The 17,363-nt window shown below is 66.3% G+C and carries 15 protein-coding genes; 7 read left to right on the forward strand and 8 right to left on the reverse strand.

Annotated features, from left to right (window positions below; genetic code table 11):
• Window positions 1-2: 2 nt before the first annotated feature.
• Together IVB45_RS08640 and IVB45_RS08645 are read left to right on the forward strand one after the other, a co-directional pair.
• The gene (locus tag IVB45_RS08640; protein WP_007595122.1) at window positions 3-209 is read left to right on the forward strand and encodes a hypothetical protein; all 207 of its coding nucleotides are present in this window, start codon (window positions 3-5) and stop codon (window positions 207-209) included.
• 199 nt (window positions 210-408) lie between these two features.
• Entirely contained in the window at window positions 409-963 is a 555-nt protein-coding gene (locus IVB45_RS08645) for a hypothetical protein (RefSeq protein ID WP_027568551.1), read from the forward strand.
• A 128-nt stretch (window positions 964-1,091) separates the two neighbouring features.
• Here IVB45_RS08645 and IVB45_RS08650 read toward each other — a convergent pair whose 3' ends face one another.
• Window positions 1,092-1,973 carry a metallophosphoesterase gene (locus IVB45_RS08650; protein ID WP_247357048.1) on the reverse strand — a complete coding sequence of 294 codons (882 nt, stop codon included), beginning with the start codon at window positions 1,971-1,973 and terminating at the stop codon, window positions 1,092-1,094.
• A gap of 79 nt (window positions 1,974-2,052) precedes the next feature.
• Between IVB45_RS08650 and IVB45_RS08655 the strand changes: the two genes are divergently transcribed.
• The 5 genes from IVB45_RS08655 to IVB45_RS08675 all read left to right on the forward strand — a co-directional run bounded on the left by IVB45_RS08655 (window position 2,053) and on the right by IVB45_RS08675 (window position 6,051).
• A complete protein-coding gene (locus IVB45_RS08655; protein WP_247357047.1) occupies window positions 2,053-2,544 on the forward strand; it encodes an NUDIX domain-containing protein in 492 nt (163 codons plus the stop codon).
• Between the two features lie 62 nt (window positions 2,545-2,606).
• Window positions 2,607-3,554: a glycosyltransferase family 2 protein gene (locus IVB45_RS08660; protein WP_247357046.1), complete on the forward strand. Its 948-nt coding sequence runs from the start codon at window positions 2,607-2,609 to the stop codon at window positions 3,552-3,554.
• A 67-nt stretch (window positions 3,555-3,621) separates the two neighbouring features.
• The gene (locus IVB45_RS08665) at window positions 3,622-4,137 is read left to right on the forward strand and encodes an N-acetyltransferase (protein ID WP_247357045.1); all 516 of its coding nucleotides are present in this window, start codon (window positions 3,622-3,624) and stop codon (window positions 4,135-4,137) included.
• Window positions 4,138-4,174: 37 nt separating this feature from the next.
• Entirely contained in the window at window positions 4,175-4,861 is a 687-nt protein-coding gene (locus IVB45_RS08670) for a methyltransferase domain-containing protein (protein WP_247357044.1), read from the forward strand.
• 32 nt (window positions 4,862-4,893) lie between these two features.
• Complete coding sequence (locus IVB45_RS08675) at window positions 4,894-6,051, forward strand: hypothetical protein (RefSeq protein ID WP_247357043.1); 1,158 nt, start codon at window positions 4,894-4,896, stop codon at window positions 6,049-6,051.
• Window positions 6,052-6,073: 22 nt separating this feature from the next.
• Here the strand turns inward: IVB45_RS08675 and IVB45_RS08680 are convergent, their stop codons facing one another.
• From IVB45_RS08680 to IVB45_RS08710, 7 genes are all read right to left on the reverse strand, one after another.
• Window positions 6,074-8,434, reverse strand: a complete 2,361-nt coding sequence (locus IVB45_RS08680; RefSeq protein WP_247357042.1) for a TonB-dependent receptor — start codon at window positions 8,432-8,434, stop codon at window positions 6,074-6,076.
• Between the two features lie 148 nt (window positions 8,435-8,582).
• The gene (locus tag IVB45_RS08685) at window positions 8,583-8,987 is read right to left on the reverse strand and encodes a DUF2946 domain-containing protein (protein ID WP_247357041.1); all 405 of its coding nucleotides are present in this window, start codon (window positions 8,985-8,987) and stop codon (window positions 8,583-8,585) included.
• A gap of 228 nt (window positions 8,988-9,215) precedes the next feature.
• The gene (locus IVB45_RS08690) at window positions 9,216-10,142 is read right to left on the reverse strand and encodes an alpha/beta hydrolase (RefSeq protein ID WP_247357040.1); all 927 of its coding nucleotides are present in this window, start codon (window positions 10,140-10,142) and stop codon (window positions 9,216-9,218) included.
• A gap of 335 nt (window positions 10,143-10,477) precedes the next feature.
• A complete protein-coding gene (locus IVB45_RS08695) occupies window positions 10,478-12,541 on the reverse strand; it encodes a hypothetical protein (RefSeq protein ID WP_247357039.1) in 2,064 nt (687 codons plus the stop codon).
• 7 nt (window positions 12,542-12,548) lie between these two features.
• A complete protein-coding gene (locus tag IVB45_RS08700; RefSeq protein ID WP_247357038.1) occupies window positions 12,549-15,362 on the reverse strand; it encodes a DUF4159 domain-containing protein in 2,814 nt (937 codons plus the stop codon).
• On the reverse strand, window positions 15,359-16,303 hold the full coding sequence (locus tag IVB45_RS08705; protein WP_247357037.1) for a DUF58 domain-containing protein: 945 nt from the start codon (window positions 16,301-16,303) through the stop codon (window positions 15,359-15,361). The genes IVB45_RS08700 and IVB45_RS08705 overlap by 4 nt, the downstream gene beginning before the upstream one ends.
• Complete coding sequence (locus tag IVB45_RS08710; protein ID WP_027516392.1) at window positions 16,303-17,301, reverse strand: MoxR family ATPase; 999 nt, start codon at window positions 17,299-17,301, stop codon at window positions 16,303-16,305. Before IVB45_RS08710 ends, IVB45_RS08705 begins: the two co-directional genes overlap by 1 nt.
• Between the last annotated feature and the right edge of the window lie 62 nt (window positions 17,302-17,363).

Consider the following 17,363-nt stretch of genomic DNA (forward strand, 5'->3'; position numbering starts at 1 on the left):
CAATGACCAACAGCAATTTCTGGGTGATCGGCGGCGAGTTCGGTTCGATGAACTTCCACAAGCTCGTGGAAGGCTCGGCCCAGGTGCAGGGTCCGTTCAAGACCCGCAAGGAGGCCGAGGACGCCTGGCGCTCGGTCTCGGAAGAGAACCGCCATAAGGCCGGCGTCCGCTTCTCGATCGTGGAAGAGCCGTCGCGGGTCTCGGCCTGACAATCTGAACTAACACGACAATCTGAATAAGAAGACGTCCAAGGACGGAGGGTCCCATCCGGCGCAAGCCGGGTGGGATCGTCTGTTTTTGGCACAGGTGAACGGCCTGTGGGCACCGTAAGTAACTGGAATTGTAGGGCCTTTGCGGACACTTTGGTTGCTGATAGGTTAATCCGGCCAAGTGAGGACGAGGCCGCCAATGTCAGAGCCCGAGACCAGCGGGATCCATCCCAGCCAGCCGCGCCCGGTGCGGCTGCGCGATGCGCTGTTGCGCGCGCGGATCGAGGCCGCCGACCGGACCGGCGTCGTCGTCGATTTGCGCGATGCCGAGGTGGCGCGGCTCGAGATCCTCAACGATTCGCTCGATCCCCTGTTCGCGCAGGTGCCTGACAAGATCGACCTGTTCGACCGCGGCATCAGCCAGGGCGATACGCCCAGGCTCTGGATCGACGTCGTCGCGCACATCTCGATGGGGCGCGACAAGCGGATGTACCGCTTCGTGCAGGACACTCGCTTCGGCCGCATCGTGCTCGCCGAATCGCACGACACCGCTGTCATCGTCGAGGCCGTCACGGACTATGTCGCCCGCCGCATGATCGAGCGCGAGCATGCGATGGTGGTCCCGCCCGAGCCGAAGCCCGAGGCCGCGCAGCCGCGGCGCCGCTCGCGCCTCTGGCCATTCGTGCTGGGGTTCGTGCTCGGCGCCGCCGCGCTGTTCGGGGTTGCCGTGCTCGCGGCCCTGCGGAGCTGGTGAGGCGTCGTCATTGCGAGGAGCCCGCGACAAAATTGCGAAGCAATTTTGCGCTGGCGACGAAGCAATCCAGGCTGCCTCTGCGGAGGGACTCTGGATTGCTTCGCTTCGCTCGCAATGACGGCGTGGGACTAGATCAATCTGACATGCTTGATCTGCCCGATCTGAAATCCAGCCCCCAGGCTCCGCACCGTCTGCTCGCAACGCCAGCCGGTGTTGTCCTTCTCGATCGTGAACAGATTGTACGCGGCAGCCGGGGTGCGCCCGTGCGCGAGCGCGGAGGCCGAGGGCACGCCGATTGCGGGAATGTTGCCGTTGGGGCCTTCGAACCACATCGTCGAATGAATGTGGTCGTGCCCGTGCAGGATCAGCTCGACGCCGCGGCGTTTCAAAAGCGTCAGGAGCCCGGCGGAGTCGGTCATCCGCTTGTGGCGCGCGCCGGACTTCAGCGGATGATGCACCAGCAGCACGCGAAAGACGTCTTCAGTCGCGAGCCGTTCGAGCACCTCTTCGAGGGACGCGAGCTGATCGCGTCCGAGCGTGCCTGTCGCCATCAACGGCAAGGTGGGCACCGCCGTGGACAGGCTGATCAGCGCGAGCGGCCCGCGTCGGCGCAGGCTCGGAAAGCCGGTACGGCCATCGTCACCCGCAAGATAGGGCGCGAAGGTTTCGCCGAAGCGATGAAAGGTGGCGCGGACATAGGCGTCGTGATTGCCGGGAATCGTGGTGACGCGGTCGGGCGGACCGACGCCGTCGAGCCAGGCGCGCGCCGGCGCGAACTCCGCCTCCAGCGCCAGATTGACGAGATCGCCTGTGACCGCGATGTGATCGGGACCTTGCGCCTTCAAATCGGCGACGAGTGCGTCGAGCACCTCGCGGCGCTGGTACTTGTGACGGTTGCGCGTCCAGTTGACGTAGCCGAGCGCGCGCTTGCCGGCGAGCTCGATCAACCGCGGCTTCGGCAGCGGCGGCAGATGCGGGTCGGACAGATGGGCGAGCGTGAAGGGGGCCATTGGGGGCGATTGCCTCGCTATTCGCCCGCTGTAATGGCAAGGTCGCAGGCTACGTGCAAGCGGGCATCGAGGGAGCCCGATGGGAGAACGTCTGAACAGTGTCCGACGGAGATTCGAGCCGCTGCTGCGGCGAATTTTCCACGCCTACTTCCTGCTGATCCGCGGCATGACGCTCGGCGTCCGCGCCGTGGTGCTGGATGCCGACACCAGGGTGTTCCTGGTCAGGCACAGCTACGTCACCGGCTGGTACCTGCCCGGCGGCGGCGTCGATCTCGGCGAGACCATGGAGCAGGCGATGCGGCGCGAGCTCAAGGAGGAGGGGGATATCGATCTCACCGGCGATGCCGTGCTGCACGGCATCTTCCTCAACAGCCACGTCTCCCGCCGCGACCACGTCGCGGTCTACGTCGTCAGGCAGTTCAAGCAGGATCGCCTGCCCGCGCCCAACCGCGAGATCGCCGAGTGCGGATTCTTCGCGGTCACCGCGCTGCCCGAGGGGACCACGCCCGGCACGCGGCTGCGGATCGAGGAAGTCCTGCACGACAGGCCGCGGATTGCGACGTGGCGATGATGGCTCCCTGTGCTAGTAAATCGCCGCGCCTGCGGTGTCGGCGCATGGACGAGGGATGAAGATTGTCTGAATCGACGAGGTCATGGCCGTTTCGGGTCGCCGTGCTGGTGCCCTGCTACAATGAGGAAGCCGCTGTCGCGAAGGTCGTCGCCGATTTCCGCAAGGCACTGCCCGCGGCCGAGGTCTTCGTGTACGACAACAATTCGACCGACCGCACCGCGGCGGTCGCGCGCGAGGCCGGCGCGATCGTGCGCAGCGAACGGCGCCAGGGCAAGGGCCACGTCGTGCGCCGCATGTTCGCGGACATCGAGGCCGACATCTACGTGCTCGTCGATGGCGATGCGACCTACGACGCGCCGAGCGCGTCGCGCATGATCGACCAGCTCCTCGATGAGCATCTGGATATGGTTGTCGGTCTGCGCGTCGATCAATCGCAAGCGGCCTACCGGCGCGGTCATCGCATCGGCAACCGGCTCTTCACCGGTTTCCTGGCATCGACCTTCGGTCACGCCTTCAAGGACATCCTGTCCGGTTACCGCGTGTTTTCGCGCCGCTTCGTCAAATCCTTCCCGGTCCTGTCCGGCGGTTTCGAGATCGAGACCGAGTTCGCGGTCTATGCGCTGGAATTGTCGCTGCCGGTCGCGGAGGTCGAGACGCCCTACTACGCGCGCCCGGAGGGCTCCTTCTCCAAGCTCAATACCTGGCAGGACGGGTTGCGCATCTTCAACACGATGTTGAAGCTCAATCGGTCGGAGCGGCCGCTGCGCTTCTTTTCGGCGATCGGCATCGTCTTCGCGCTGCTGTCGATCGCTTTCGGATTGCCCGTCGTGATCACCTTCCTCGAAACCGGCCTCGTCCCGCGCCTGCCGACCGCCGTGCTCTCCATGGGCCTGATGATCATGGCGCTGCTTTCGGCTTCGTCGGGGCTCGTGCTCGACACCGTGACGCGCGGCCGGCGGGAAGTGAAGATGCTCGCCTACCTGTCCCAACCGCCGCTCGGGCGGACCTGAAATTGCCTCCGGAGCCGGGCGCAATCGTATGGACCGCTGCCCTCCAAGGTGATATCCCGCCGACGCGATGAACGATCTCTCCCTCACCATCCGGTCGGAAGCCGCCGGCGATGCTCAGGCCATCGAGCGGCTGCACGAGCGCACCTTCGGACCCGGTCGCTTCGTGCTCAGCGCGTACCGCATCCGCGAGCACGTGGATCATGTGCTCGATCTCTCCTTCACCGCCCGCGTCGGTACGTTGCTGATCGGATCCGTCCGGCAATTGCCGATCTGCGTCGGCGACACGCCGGCACTGCTGCTCGGGCCCCTAACGGTCGAGCCTCCGTTCCGCAGCCGTGGCGTCGGCCGGCTGCTGCTCGAGCGCGCGCTGAAGGATGCGAAGGCGCAGGGGCATCGCCTGGTGCTGCTGGTCGGCGACGAGCCCTATTACAGCCGCGTCGGCTTCATGCAGGTCGCCAAGGGACGCGTCACCATGCCGGGCCCGGTCGATTACAGCCGGCTCCTCGTTATCGAGCTGGTCGAAGGCGCGTTCGAAGGCGTATCGGGTCCGGTCGGTCCCGACTGGAGCAAGACGCGAACCTGACGCGTCATCGCTTCGAAGCTCACATGAAGGTAGGGCAGTGCCGGTCGATCAGCAATATTACCGGGAAGTGGCGTCCGGGAGCACGGCGGAAAAGCTGCTGATCGCGGCGCGCGACCGCATCTTTCAGGATTTCATCGCCCGGATGCAGCCGTCTGCCTCGGACGAAATACTGGATGTCGGCGTGTCCGACGTGATCAACGACGGCGCCAACGTGCTGGAACGAAGCTACCCGCATCAGCACAAGATCACGGCCTGCGGGCTCGGCGAAGGATTAGGGTTCAAGGCGGCTTTTCCACTTTGCCGTTACGTGCAGATCGAACCGAATACACGGCTGCCCTTTGACGACAATGCGTTCGATGTCGCGACGTCCAATGCCGTGCTCGAGCATGCCGGCAGCCATGGAAATCAGGTGCTCCTTGTCGAGGAGCTTTGCCGCGTCGCGCGGCGGGTGTTCATCACCGTGCCCAACCGGTTCTTTCCGGTCGAGCACCACACCGCCATCCCCCTGGCGCACTATCTGGATGGCACCTTCAGGATCGCCTGCAGGGTCGCCGGCAAGTCGGAATGGACCGACGAGCAGAACCTGATCCTGATGACGCGAAAACGCCTGCTGGGGCTCGCCGCGCTAGTTGCCAAGTCGTCCACCCCCAAGTCCGCGGCCGTGGGCTACACCGGTTTGTCGCTCGGCCCGCTATCATCCAATCTCTATCTCGCATTCCGCTAACGCAGCGCCGCCTCCCCCGCAGCATGATCCCGATGAAGAAAATCCACACCAGCAAAGCCGTTTTCGCCGTGTTGTTTCTCGCGGTGCTGGTCGGCCATTTCTGGACCATGATGCGATGGAGCGAGGCGCGCGGCGTCTATGACGACATCTGCTACCTCAGGCAGGCGCATCTGTTCCAGAGGTTCGGGCTGGTGGAGGGCTTCGACACCAACCTTGGCCGCGACGACGACGGCTATCAGAAAGCAAAGCTGAAGGAGATCGGGTACCCGGACTGGAACGATACGACCGCTGCGCCCTGTCACAATCTGATGCCGGCCACGGGGAAGGTCGTCATTCAATACCCGCCGGGTGTAGGCCTCGTATTGGCGTTGTTTCCGCCGGGTCACCAGGTCGTGCCCATGTACATGCTGGCGACCATTGTCGTCCTCGGCCTTGCGCTGTTTGCGCTGTCTCTCGCGCGCAGCATGAGGTCGGTCCTGATGGCCGGGACGTTCGGCTGTCTTGCGATCTACCTGATGGTCAATCCGGTCAAGGCGAGCTATTCGATGGCCCCGACCGTCGTCGTGTGCGCGCTCGCCGGATGTCTCACGGCGCGATGGCTGGCGACCCCGCGATCTCAACCGGGGATCTGGCTGCTGGCGCCAATCGGTTTCCTGCTCGGATTGACCGTCGATTTCCGGTTGGCCAACCTCTTCCTGGCGTCCGGCTATGGTCTGTTTCTCCTCGTCGCGTTCCTGGCGGAGCGGACGTTGTCCCGGTTCTTGCAGGGGGCCGTGTTCGGCGTCGCGTTGCTGGCCGGCGTGATCCCGACCATCGTCTCTTACGCCGTCAACGCCGGCAGTCCATTCGCATCGACTTACGGCAACAACCCCGATGTGAGGCCGCTGGATTTTTCGTTCGCGGTGGTCCGGGACTATCTCGCCGATCCGCTCCAGACCTTGCTGATCGTCATCGGAATCGCAGGCTCGATCTGGCTGTTGCGGCAGGCGAACGGCATTCGCCGCGTCGCGCTGCTCACGTTGGCCAATCTGGCGCTCAACCTCGCCTTCTTCTTCACCTATCCGATTGCGACCCCATACTACACGATCCCCATTTCTCTCCTGACATTGTGGACCCTGCTGTTTGCCGTGCTGTTTCGGGAGGCGGCAGAGGGGGCCCCCGAAGCGGCCGCCTCAGCCACAGCACGATGAAGTCCGGCTAGCTGTCGCGCTTTCAGAACTTGAAGTTCGCGAACGCCCGCACCCCGATGCCGGGCATCAACACCTCGTCCTTGGTGTAGGACACCGAGTTGCGGATGTTTTCGTTCAACAGATTGTTGCCGACGAGGCCGAGCAGCATCTCGCGCGCGCCGAATGCATTTGGGTCGAGCTTGGTCTTGTAGCTGACCTCGGCCTTCAAGAGGTTGTAACCCGATGTCGGCGTTTCCGCGATCACGGCGACGTTGTTCTGAGCGAAGGCGTGCAACAGATTGACGCGCATCAGCCAGTTGTCGTCGCGCCAGAACACGCCGGCGCCCAGTCTCAGCGGCGGAATGCGCGGCACGTTGGTGCCGTCGGTGAAGGTGGCACGGACCACGTCGAACTGGTTCTCGATGCCCCAGATGCCGCCCCGGAATGCACCGACGTCGAGCTGCGACTGGAATTCGCCGCCGCGGAAATTCGCGTCCCGCTGCGAATAGACCGCCTGGTTCACCTCGGCGCCGGGTGCGCCGCACGAGGCAAAATCGTCGTCGCACATCACGCCGGTGAGACGGCGATAGATGAAATTGTTGAAGTGCGTGTAGTAGACGGTCGCTTCGAACCGGAACGGTCCGGTCGCCTTGCGCAGGCCAATCTCGACGGACTTCGCGGTCTCGATGCCGAGGTTGGGGTTTCCGATGTCGAAGGTCGCGGTCGCATCATGCGCACCGCGCGAGAACAGCTCCGCCGCCTTAGGCGCGCGCTCGACATATTGCGCGGTGATGCTGCCGACCAGGCCGCCCGGCAGGTCCTGCAACAGGCCGACGCTGCCGCTCTTCGGCGTGAACGCCGGATTGCGCGAAATCGCCGCCTGCGGTGTGCCGTCGGGCAGGAAGTCCGCGGGAAAATCCGGCGTCGTGCCGTGCAGCTCGACATGCTCGATGCGCCCGGCGATCTGCGCCCGCGTCGCGTCCGTGAACTTGAACTCGTTGAAGGCGTAACCGGCGACGCGCGTGCTGTTGTTCGGGTCCCACAGGCCGTTGAACAGCGTGCCCGGATTGTCCGGGCTCGGTGCGCTCAATTCCTGATGGCCGACCTGGAAGCCCAACGCCGTCGTCACCTCGGCGAAGCGCGCGTTGAACGGCATCAGCTGCACCTCGGTGCGGATCTCCTGCTCCTTGTTGGTGAAGGTCTGCCGCACGGCGTCGCTATTGGGATCGGCGGGATCGGCAAGCCCGATCTCGTTGTGCCGGTAGTCGGTCGCGCCGGCCCAGAAGCGAACGACATCGATCGCCGCAGCGTCGGGATGGTACTCGCCCTTGACGTTGATCTTGGTCTGATGGCCGTCGATCCGCGTGTTGTGGTCAGCGCCGTCGATCCCGGGGATGTGGTAGAGCGCGTCGTTCTGCGTGATCGCCGCACCGATATAGCCGCCTTGGAAAAAGTAGGAGCCGCCGATCGAGGCCCCGTCCGAGCGTGTCGCCGAGTTGGGCTGGCGTCCGTTGGCGACGGGCCGGGTCTGGTCGGTGAGGTATGGGTAGCTCGGGATGCTGTAGTCGGTGGTGTTGCGCCCGTAGACGTCGGCATGGAAGGCAAAATTGCCGCCGCCGGTGTCGAGCAGCACGCCGCTTTCGACGCCGCGGTCGACCGAACTGAACGCGCTGCGCGTCTCGGCGGTGATGCAAGGCGAAGTCGCGGTGCTCGCGAGCGGCGCCTTGACCGGCAGGCCGAAACTCTGGAACGGCTGGGCACCGCAGTTCGGCAGCGCATCCGGAATCCGGTTGTTGGTGGCGCTGACGACGCCGCCGATCGAGGTCGAGCCGTAGCGCAGCGCGGCCGGTCCGCGCACCACCTCGACCTGGTTGGTCGCGAGCGGATCGATCGGGACGAAGTGGTCCTCGCCGAGATCGGAGGCGCCGCCGGCATTGGTGCCGTTCTCGACGATGCCGACGCGGTTGACGTCGAGCCCCCGGATGATCGGCCGGCTGGAGGCACCGGGCGCGAAGCTCGAGCCGGTGATGCCGGGCTTGGAGAACAGGAGATCGCCGAGCTGGCCGCCGCCCTCGCGGCGGATCTCTTCGTTCGGCACCACCGTGACGGTCGCGAACTGGTTGGTCACGATGGGCAGCACGCCCTGCTGAGGTGCGGCCGGCGCCGCGGCTGCCGGCGTGGCGTCCGCCGCGCGTTCGTGGCTGCGTGCCCGCGCGGTTCGCGTGGGTCGGCCCGGGTTGCGGGTCGGCACCACCGCCCTGCGCACGATGGGACTCGGGGCCGTCACGGTGACGGCGGGGATCTCGGTCGATGATTTATCCTCGGCCAGCGCCGAGGTGGCGGCGCCGAGCAGGAGCAGGCTTGCTCCACCAAGACGCTGCGCGCGCCGCAATTTGAATGACATGGTCCTGATCCAGTCAGGCGCCGTCCGCAATGTTCGTCTGCTGATCGGAGGCGGCCTGCCGTCGCTGGGCGACGGAATTCGACTTCAACTGCTCCCGGGCACGCGCCGATTTGCGGCGAGTCCAGGCGTGATCAAGCGTTGTTGGAAGTCAGGACGCGGGAGGGGCGCGGGGCTGGAATGCCGTGCCGGCCGATTTCAGGTGGACGAATTCGGCGTCGGTGGTGCGGTAGAGCAGGTCGATCGCCTGCGGCAGCAACAACACAGGCGGCGACGCGAACATGACGGTGCCGGCCATCGCGACCAATGCGCAGATCGCGCAATTGTCCTCGCCCGGGTGCTCCCGGTCGGGAGCCAACGGCGATTGCCTCTCGACCGCCGCGCGGTCGATCGAGGCCACGCCGTTGCTGCTGTCGGTCTGCTGAAGCGAGGCCTGGGCGAGGGGAGCCGCCTGGGCGAACCAATGGCTGTGGCCGAACGTCAGCGCGAACTGCACCAGCATCGCGAAGATCGCGAGCCGGGCGCCGTGCCTGATATTCGACCGGAACCACTTCATCTGGAAACGTCACCCCACATCGCCAGGTGCCAATCCCCTCGGCATCCTGCGATGTTATAATGTAACATCGCCTGATCGGTCAGCGGATGTCAACCGCTGTCGAGCCGACCCGAGCGGGCCGGCTCCTCGCCGTGTCGTGCGGGCAACTGAAAGATCTAGGCTGAGGACCTTTCGAATGGCTACGGGGACGGCGATTGATTGACTCAGTGCCGGCGCGAGGAGGCGGCATCAGAGCTTTTTGCTCTGGAGCCAGGTGCGGATGGCCTCGATGTGTTCTGCCTTGCGCTCCAGCGGCAGCCAGTGCCCTGCGGGCATGCTCGTCACGGTCAGGTCCGGGCAGGCGACGCGCATCGGGTCACCTTGGCGATTTCCGATGATGCTGCAGATCTGATCAAAGTCGCCGTTGACGAACAGCACCGGCTGCGACAGGCGGCCGCCATTGGGTGCTTTGCGCGCATAGGCGATGTTGGCGTCGTCGTTCAGGTACCACGCGCAGGACGGGCGGAATCCATGAGCCTTGAACGACTGCACCAGCACGTCGAAATCCGCGGGCGGCCAGAGAGCCGGATCGGGCTCAGTCGCCGGTGCGCGGTGCGCGGCGCCAAAGCGCCCTCCATTGCGCGTGACCATCGCATTCGGCGAAACCTTGCCGATGCCGGCGGGGTCGCCTGGCCGAAAGATCGACGCCAGCGATGCGGCCAAGTCTGTATCGAGGTCGGCGACTGCCGCCTCGAAGTGCGTGGTGTAGTAACGGTAGTAATCCCATTGGCCATCCGGATATTGGTCAACCGGATAAATCGTCCGGTCGACCAGCGGGACGACTGTGCGCAGGGCGTGCCCGTCGGGTTGATATGCCAGCGAGGTCAGCACGACTCCGCGGCTGCGCTTTGGCTGATGCGCGACCAACTCACCGACCACAACACAGCCCCAGTCGTGGCCAACCCAGATCGCAGGCTTGCCGCCCAGGTGATCATGGAGTTCGGCCATGTCCGTCACGATTTCCTCGATGGTGTAGGCGTCGTTGGCTGCGGGCGTGGAAGAGCCGCCGTAGCCCCGCAGATCGGGAGCGACGCAGTGCCAACCATCGGCGGCAAACGCGTCCATCTGCGCGCGCCACATCAAACTGATGCTCGGCCAGCCATGGACGAAGATCATCAACGGTCCGTCAGCCGGCCCGCACTCGATGTAGCGCGTTGTCTGACGAGGCGAGCTGAACGTGCGCTGGTGAAGTGGGTCTGTCATGGTCGAGTAACTCCGCTTCTCATCGAACGCTCGCACTGTTTGAGTGCTGCGAAGGCTGCGTTCAGAACTGCTCTTGTCCGCGGGGCGCGATGCCTGGACAGGGACACCCCTGCCAGCGGCCGAGAATGAACCGCCCCAGATTTCCAACGCGCTACATTCGACCGGGTTCGGGGGCGAAGGCGCTATGGCGGAGAAGTGACGATGGGATTTATCCGACTAACGGAAGCGAAGGGAGGCGCGTAAGCCGCCTACCGCCCCTCGCGCATCCACGTCGCAGCAAACGCGCCGAGCAGCAGCAACAGGCCGATCAGGCCGGCAAAGATCGGCAGCACGCCGACGCCCTTCACGACGCTGGCGTCGCGCATCCGCACGCCCATCCAGCCGTCACCATGGAAGACGCTCGCCGAGCGGACCGGCAGGATGCGCGGCAGCTCGACGCTGGCGCCGTCGACCACGCGCACGGCGTCACCGCCGGTCGCCTGGGTCAGGGGCTTCAACGTGTCGGTGGTGGAGGTGACTTCCGAAAATTCCTTCGGATTGGTCGGGCCGACATTGATCAGCGCCTTCAGCGTGCCGTCGGTGGCTTGCCACAGGCCGAGCTCGCTCGCCGGCAGGCTGGCGCGCCATTCGCCGGGATCGCCGGCTGCAAGCGTCAGGTCACGCGACACGCCCGACGGCGAGGTCACGCTCACCGGCTGAACGCTGTCCGCCATGGTCTGGCGCACCACCACGAGATTCTTGCCCTGCACCTGCAGGCGCAACGCTTCCTCGTCCAGATCCGGCTGCTTCATCAGCCAGTGCGACATCCGCCGCAACAGATCGAGATGCGGGCCGCCGCCTTCATAGCCGCGCGCCCACAGCCAGATGTGGTCGGAGAGTAGCAGCGCGACGCGGCCCTCGCCGAAACGCGACAGGAACAGCAGCGGCTTGCCGTCGACGCCCGTCATGACGGGCGGGTTGACCGCATTGCGGGTCTCGACGGTGCGGAAGAACCGGCTCCAGCGCGGCGGCTCGGAGGCCGAGCCCTCGAGGCCACGCGTGACGGGATGGCGTTTGCCGACGTCGGACAGATGCGCGTAGAACGGCTTTTCCGTCACCCCGACCGGTTCGGCCGGCAGCACCGAATCCAGCGGTGTGCGCCAGATGCTGGTGTTGGAGGCGTAGTCCGGGCCGGCCGAGACCAGCACCGCGCCGCCGGAACGCACGTAGCGTGCGATGTTGTCGAAATAAGCGATCGGCAGCACGCCCTGGCGGGCATAGCGGTCGAAGATGATCAGCTGGAATTCGTTGATCTTCTGCTGGAACAGCTCGCGGGTCGGAAACGCAATCAGCGACAATTCGTTGATCGGCGTGCCGTCCTGCTTCTCCGGCGGTCGCAGAATGGTGAAGTGGACGAGATCGACACTGGCATCGGACTTGAGCAGGTTGCGCCAGGTGCGCTCGCCGGAATGCGGCTCGCCCGAGACCAGCAGCACGCGCAGCTTGTCGCGCACACCGTCGATGGCGACGACGGCGCGGTTGTTCACCGGCGTCAATTCCCGCTCGAGCGGCGAGGCCTCGATCTCGACGATGTTCGGCCCGGAATGCTTGATGTCGACGTCGACGCTTGCGGCCTGGCCGCTCGAAAGCGTGCGCTCGTTGATGACCTCGCCGTCTCTGCGGACCGTGACCTTGGCGCGCTCGCCGCTGACGCCCTGATCGTCGAGGCGGTAGGTGATGGTCTGGGGCTGCCCGACAATGCCGAAACGCGGCGCGGCGATGACCGCGATACGGCGGTCGCGCTCGTCCTTCTGCCCGGTGATCAGCGCGTGCACCGGCGCCTGGAAGCCGAGCCCGGCGGCGTTGGCCGGAATGTCATGGACGCGGCCATCGGTGATCAGGAACGCACCGGCGACGCGGTCGACCGGCACGTCCGACAAGGCCGAGGCCAGCGCCCCGAACAGCTTGGTGCCGTCGGTCTCGCCGTCGGCCTGTCCGGCATCGACGACGCGGACCTCGAGCCCCTTGATCTTCTTCAGGCTGTCAACCAGCGCTTCCTGCGCCTGAGCGGCCTCGCGATTGCGATTGCCGAAATTCTGGCTCGGGCTCTTGTCGACGACGATTGCGGCGACAGAGGTGAGGGGATCGCGGTCCTCGCGGGTGAAGGAGGGATTGGCGAGCGCCAGCAGGAACAGCGCCAGCGCGGCCACGCGCACGGCGGCGCCGCGCGCACGCGCCAGCAGCAGCACCAGCGCGATGACGACGATCGCGGCCAGCGCGAGCCACAGCACGATCGTGGGAACCAGCGGCGTGAATGCGATGCCGTAATTCATATCGATCCTATTGCCCCAGCCGTTCGATCAGGGCCGGTGCGTGCACCTGGTCGGCCTTGTAGTTGCCAGTCAGCGTGTACATCACGATGTTGGCGCCGGCGCGGTAGGCGAATTCGCGCTGGCGGGGGTCGCCGCCGGTCACCGGCAGCATGGCCTGGCCGTCGGGCCGCACGGCCCAGGCGCCGGCAAGGTCGTTCGAGGTGATGATGATCGGCGAGACGCCGTCGCCGCCGCGTGCCGGCCGCTGCGCGCTGTCTTCGTCGTCTTCGCGCGGCAAGGTCTCGACCCAGGTCTGGCCGGTTGTGAAGCGGCCGGGGAAGTCGCGCAGGAGAAAGAAGGTCTTGGTCAGCACGTGCTCGCGCGGCACCGGCTCCAGCTCGGGCACGTCGAGCGAGGACAGGATCTCGCGGAGCGTCTGCATGGCGGGGGTCTGCGCGGCGCCTTTCGCGCCGGGCGGCGCTTCGACCGCGTCGCGGGTGTCGAACAGCACGGTGCCGCCCTGCTTCATGTAGGCGTCGATCTTGTTGATGGCGTCCCGGGACGGCTTGGGCGCGCCCGGCACGATCGGCCAGTAGATCAGCGGGAAGAAGGCGAGTTCGTCGCGCGCCGGATCGATGCCGACGGGATCGCCGGCCTCGAGCGCGGTGCGCTGCGCCAGGAACAGCGTCAGTCCCGATAGCCCGGCCCTGACGATGGAATCGACGTCGGCATTGCCGGTCACGACATAGGCGAGGCGGGTCTGCGACACCGCCTTCATCGCGAACTCGTCGGACGCGCTGTCCGCGTGCGACGGCGTCGGCACGAACGAGGCGAAGGCTGCAAGCACCAGTCCGACAACGATCATCGCGGGCGCGGCGCGGCGGCGCAGCAGCGCGGCAAGACCGCCGCCGAGCACCGCGACGATAATGGCGTCGATCAGGAACAGCGCGAGCGCGGTCGATAGCAGCCAGCCGCGCAAGTCCTGCGGCTCGGCATTGGTGTAGGTGGCGTGTCGGGCGCGCAGGCTCGCGGTGTTCAGGGCTGCGATACGGTCGGCGCTGGCAAGCGTGTTCACGGCGAGCGGTCCTTCTGCCGGACCATAGAGGCCCGGCGGATGATCGGGTGTGGCGCGGTCGCGATAATCCGCGGGCAGCGGCTTTGCGGCGGCCGGCGGCGGACCGAAAGCGCCGAAGCCGTCGAGGATGTGCAACGGCGCCACCGTCTCGGCGGTCCCTTCAGTGGCAACGCCTGCGCCCGGCTTGGCGGTATAGCCGGACATGTCGACGACGCGGCGCAGGATTTCGACGAAGGTGCCCGACATGGGCAGATCCGACCAGCGCATGTCGGCGCTGACGTGGAACAGGCTGACGACGCCCTTGCCGCGATGCTCGCCTGTTACCAGCGGCGTGCCGTCTTCCAGCGACGCCCAGCTCTTGGTGGCGAGCACGGCGTCGGGCTCGGCGAGCACCTGGCGGCTGATGGTGACGTCCTTGGGGACCACGACGCCGGCAAACGGACCGTCGGCGGCAAAGGAGGCCAGATGTTGCGGCTTTTCCCAGGTCAGGCTGCCGCCAAGCGTCCGGCCGCCCTTGCGCAGCTTGACCGGAACGAGATCGTCCTCGGCCTGCGCCAGCCTCGGACCGGCGAACCGCACCAGCACGCCGCCCTGATCGATCCAGGCATTGAGACGCTCGCGGATTTCGGGGGCGATGGTGCCAACATCGGCGAGGATGATCATCGGCAGCTTCTGGTCGAGGAACTGCGTGATGCCCTGCTGCGGTGAGCCCTTGTCGGCAAGCCGCACGTCGGCGAACGGCGCCAGCGCCCGGGTGAGATAGAAGGTCGGCGCCAGCAGCGGCTGCGCGGTCTCGCTGGTCGAGCCCGAGACGATGCCGATGGCGCGGCGGCGCCAGCGCTTGTCGAGCAGCTGCACCGCGCCTGCGGAGCGCTCACCGGCAATTTCCAGCCGCGTGATGTCGTTGCGCAGCTCGACCGGCAGATCGAACGAAGCTTCGGTTTCCTTGTCCTGCGGGCCGAACGAATAACGCGCTTCGCCGATCGGCGAGGCCTTCTGGTCCAGCGCGCGCACGGTGCCGATGGCGATGTCGCTGTCGGTGCGCAGCACCTTCACCGTCATCCTCGCTGCGGCGTTCTCGGCCGCGACCAGGGCCAGCGGTGACGAGGTGCCGCCTTCGAACACGGTCAGGCTGCGGTCGCCGACGGTCTTGCCGAGGCCAGCCACGAATTCCTCGCCGCGACCGGTATCGACGCTGTCGGAGAGCCAGGCGATCTCGCAGTCGCCGGTCGCCTTCAGGAAGCGATCGATTGCGGTCAGGGTCTCGACGCGCTCGATCGAATACGGCTTCGGCGTGAGCTGCCGCAGCGCGACGCGCGCAGCGCCCGCCGGCATCAATGTGATATCGCGGTTCGGCTCGGACAGCGGCACCAGCGCAATCGCACGGCGGTCGTTCTCGGCACTGGCGATCAACTCGTCGGCGGCCCTGATCCGGATGTCCCAGTTCGAGGCCGCGCTCCAGCCGTCGTCGAACATGATCATCAGCGGCGCCTTGCTGGCGGCCGCGCCTGTTTGCGGATTCCAGATCGGACCGGCGGCGGCGAAAATGACCAGCGCGGCAGCCAGCAGCCGCAATGCGGTCAGCCACCACGGCGTCCGCGACGGCGTCTCTTCGCGCGGTGCGATGTCGAACAACAGGCGCGTCGGCGGAAACTCGATGCGGCGCGGCCGCGGCGGCATCACGCGCAACAGCCACCACAGCACCGGCAGGCTGACGAGGCCGATCAGGAGCAGCGGTTCGGTGAAGGCGAGCGGCAGTCCCATCATGCTGCCGGCCCCGCCTTGATCGTGGTGGTGCGGGCGCCCGACTTGCTCACCTGCATGCCGGCATGCAGGAACAGCAAGAGCTCAGCGGCCGAGCGGTCGGTGGCGTGCGTCGTGAACAGCCAGTCGAGCTTGTTGGTCTCGGCGCGGATCTGGTCGCGGTGCAGCGCGAGCCGCGCGGTGTAATCCTGCGCCCAGCTCTCGGCGCGGCCGGCGGTGATCACGCCGAACCCTTCCGGCTCGACGAACTCGACGCGGCCGGAATACGGGAACGATTCCTCGGCGGGATCGACGACCTGGACCAGCGTGCCATGCGCACCGGAGCCGGACAGGCCGGCGAGCGTGGTCCTGATCTCGGAGATCGGCGACCAGAAGTCCGACAGCACGATCGTCTCGGCCAGCGCCGCGGGCACGAAGGACGGCGGCAGGCTCAAGCGGTCGGCATCGTCATGCAGCATCGCCTGCGCCATCTTGTCGATGACGCTGCGGCTCGCGGTCGGTGCCATCAGCCCGGGAATGCCGACGCGTTCGCCGCCGGAGACGAGCAGCTCGGCCAGCGCGAAGGCGACGATCAGCGTCCGCTCGAGCTTGGATTCACGCGCCTGCTTTGAAGCGAACGCCATCGAGGGCGAGCGGTCGGGCCAGATCCAGACCGTGTGCGAGGCTTCCCATTCGAGCTCGCGGACGTAGAGGAGATCGTCGCGCGCCGAGCGCCGCCAGTCGACGTTCTGCGACGGCTCGCCGGAGATGAAGCGGCGGTATTGCCAGAAATTTTCGCCGGAGCCGGCGCGGCGACGGCCGTGCAGGCCGTGGATGACGTTGGCGGCGATGCGGCGGGCCTCGAGCACCAGGCGCGGCAGCGAAGCGGCGAGCGTGCGGCTTTCGCCATCGGCACGTCGGATCGCGATGACCTCCTTCGCTGCGTGCCCGTTCTCCGCCGCCATCAACCGATCCGTGTCTTCAATTGCCGGATCACGTCCGGAATCGTGCGGCCTTCGGCGCGCGCCTGGAATGTCAGCGCCATGCGGTGCTTCAGCACGGGCTCGGCGAGGTCGAGCACGTCGTCGATCGAGGGCGCGAGGCGGCCGTCGATCAGCGCGCGTGCGCGCACCGCGAGCATCAGCGATTGGCTGGCGCGCGGGCCCGGTCCCCAGGCGATGAACTTGCTGGTGTCGCCGCCATCCGGACCCGGACGGGCCGAGCGCACCAGCGACAGGATCGCCTCGACCACGGAATCGCCGACCGGCAGCCGCCGGATCAGCCGCTGCGCGGTGATCAATGCGTCGGGTGTCATCGCGCCCTTCGCCAGCGTCTCGTCGGCGCCGGTGGTCTCGAACAGGATGCGGCGCTCGGCGTCACGATCGGGATAGTCGACGTCGATCTCCATCAGGAAACGGTCGAGCTGGGCTTCAGGCAGCGGATAGGTGCCTTCCTGCTCCAGCGGGTTTTGCGTGGCGAGCACGTGGAACGGCTTCGGCAGATCGTGACGCGCGCCGGCAACGGTGATGTGCTGCTCCTGCATCGCCTGGAGCAGCGCAGATTGCGTGCGCGGGCTGGCGCGGTTGATCTCGTCGGCCATCAGCAGTTGGGCAAACACGGGGCCGGAGATGAAGCGGAAGGCACGCTTGCCGGAGGTGCTCTCGTCGAGCACTTCGGCGCCGAGAATGTCCGACGGCATCAGGTCGGGCGTGAACTGGATGCGCTTGGCATCGAGGCCGAGCGTGATGCCGAGCGTCTCGACCAGCTTGGTCTTGGCGAGACCGGGGACGCCGATCAACAACGCATGGCCGCCGGAGAGGATGGTGACCAGCGTGTTCTCGATCACGCGATCCTGACCGAAGATGACGGACGCGATCGCATCCTTTGCCGCACGAATCTGGCTCGACACCTGCTCGGCTGAACGGACTACTCCGTCTTCGAGCTTCTCGACACTCTCAGCCATCCGTTAGCTCCTTCAGCCTGCCATGCGGCTCGCTTGCGTCGTCATGTCATCACGTCCTCAAC

The sequence above is a fragment of the Bradyrhizobium sp. 4 genome, from assembly GCF_023100905.1.
Classification (GTDB): Bacteria; Pseudomonadota; Alphaproteobacteria; order Rhizobiales; family Xanthobacteraceae; genus Bradyrhizobium.

Coding starts and splice junctions, on each gene's coding strand:
- IVB45_RS08640 (WP_007595122.1), top strand. CDS start 3: ATGACCAACAGCAATTTCTGGGTGATCGGCGGCGAGTTCGGTTCGATG.
- IVB45_RS08645 (WP_027568551.1), top strand. CDS start 409: ATGTCAGAGCCCGAGACCAGCGGGATCCATCCCAGCCAGCCGCGCCCG.
- IVB45_RS08650 (WP_247357048.1), bottom strand. CDS start 1,973: ATGGCCCCCTTCACGCTCGCCCATCTGTCCGACCCGCATCTGCCGCCG.
- IVB45_RS08655 (WP_247357047.1), top strand. CDS start 2,053: ATGGGAGAACGTCTGAACAGTGTCCGACGGAGATTCGAGCCGCTGCTG.
- IVB45_RS08665 (WP_247357045.1), top strand. CDS start 3,622: ATGAACGATCTCTCCCTCACCATCCGGTCGGAAGCCGCCGGCGATGCT.
- IVB45_RS08675 (WP_247357043.1), top strand. CDS start 4,894: ATGAAGAAAATCCACACCAGCAAAGCCGTTTTCGCCGTGTTGTTTCTC.
- IVB45_RS08680 (WP_247357042.1), bottom strand. CDS start 8,434: ATGTCATTCAAATTGCGGCGCGCGCAGCGTCTTGGTGGAGCAAGCCTG.
- IVB45_RS08685 (WP_247357041.1), bottom strand. CDS start 8,987: ATGAAGTGGTTCCGGTCGAATATCAGGCACGGCGCCCGGCTCGCGATC.
- IVB45_RS08690 (WP_247357040.1), bottom strand. CDS start 10,142: ATGATCTTCGTCCATGGCTGGCCGAGCATCAGTTTGATGTGGCGCGCG.
- IVB45_RS08695 (WP_247357039.1), bottom strand. CDS start 12,541: ATGAATTACGGCATCGCATTCACGCCGCTGGTTCCCACGATCGTGCTG.
- IVB45_RS08700 (WP_247357038.1), bottom strand. CDS start 15,362: ATGATGGGACTGCCGCTCGCCTTCACCGAACCGCTGCTCCTGATCGGC.
- IVB45_RS08705 (WP_247357037.1), bottom strand. CDS start 16,303: ATGGCGGCGGAGAACGGGCACGCAGCGAAGGAGGTCATCGCGATCCGA.
- IVB45_RS08710 (WP_027516392.1), bottom strand. CDS start 17,301: ATGGCTGAGAGTGTCGAGAAGCTCGAAGACGGAGTAGTCCGTTCAGCC.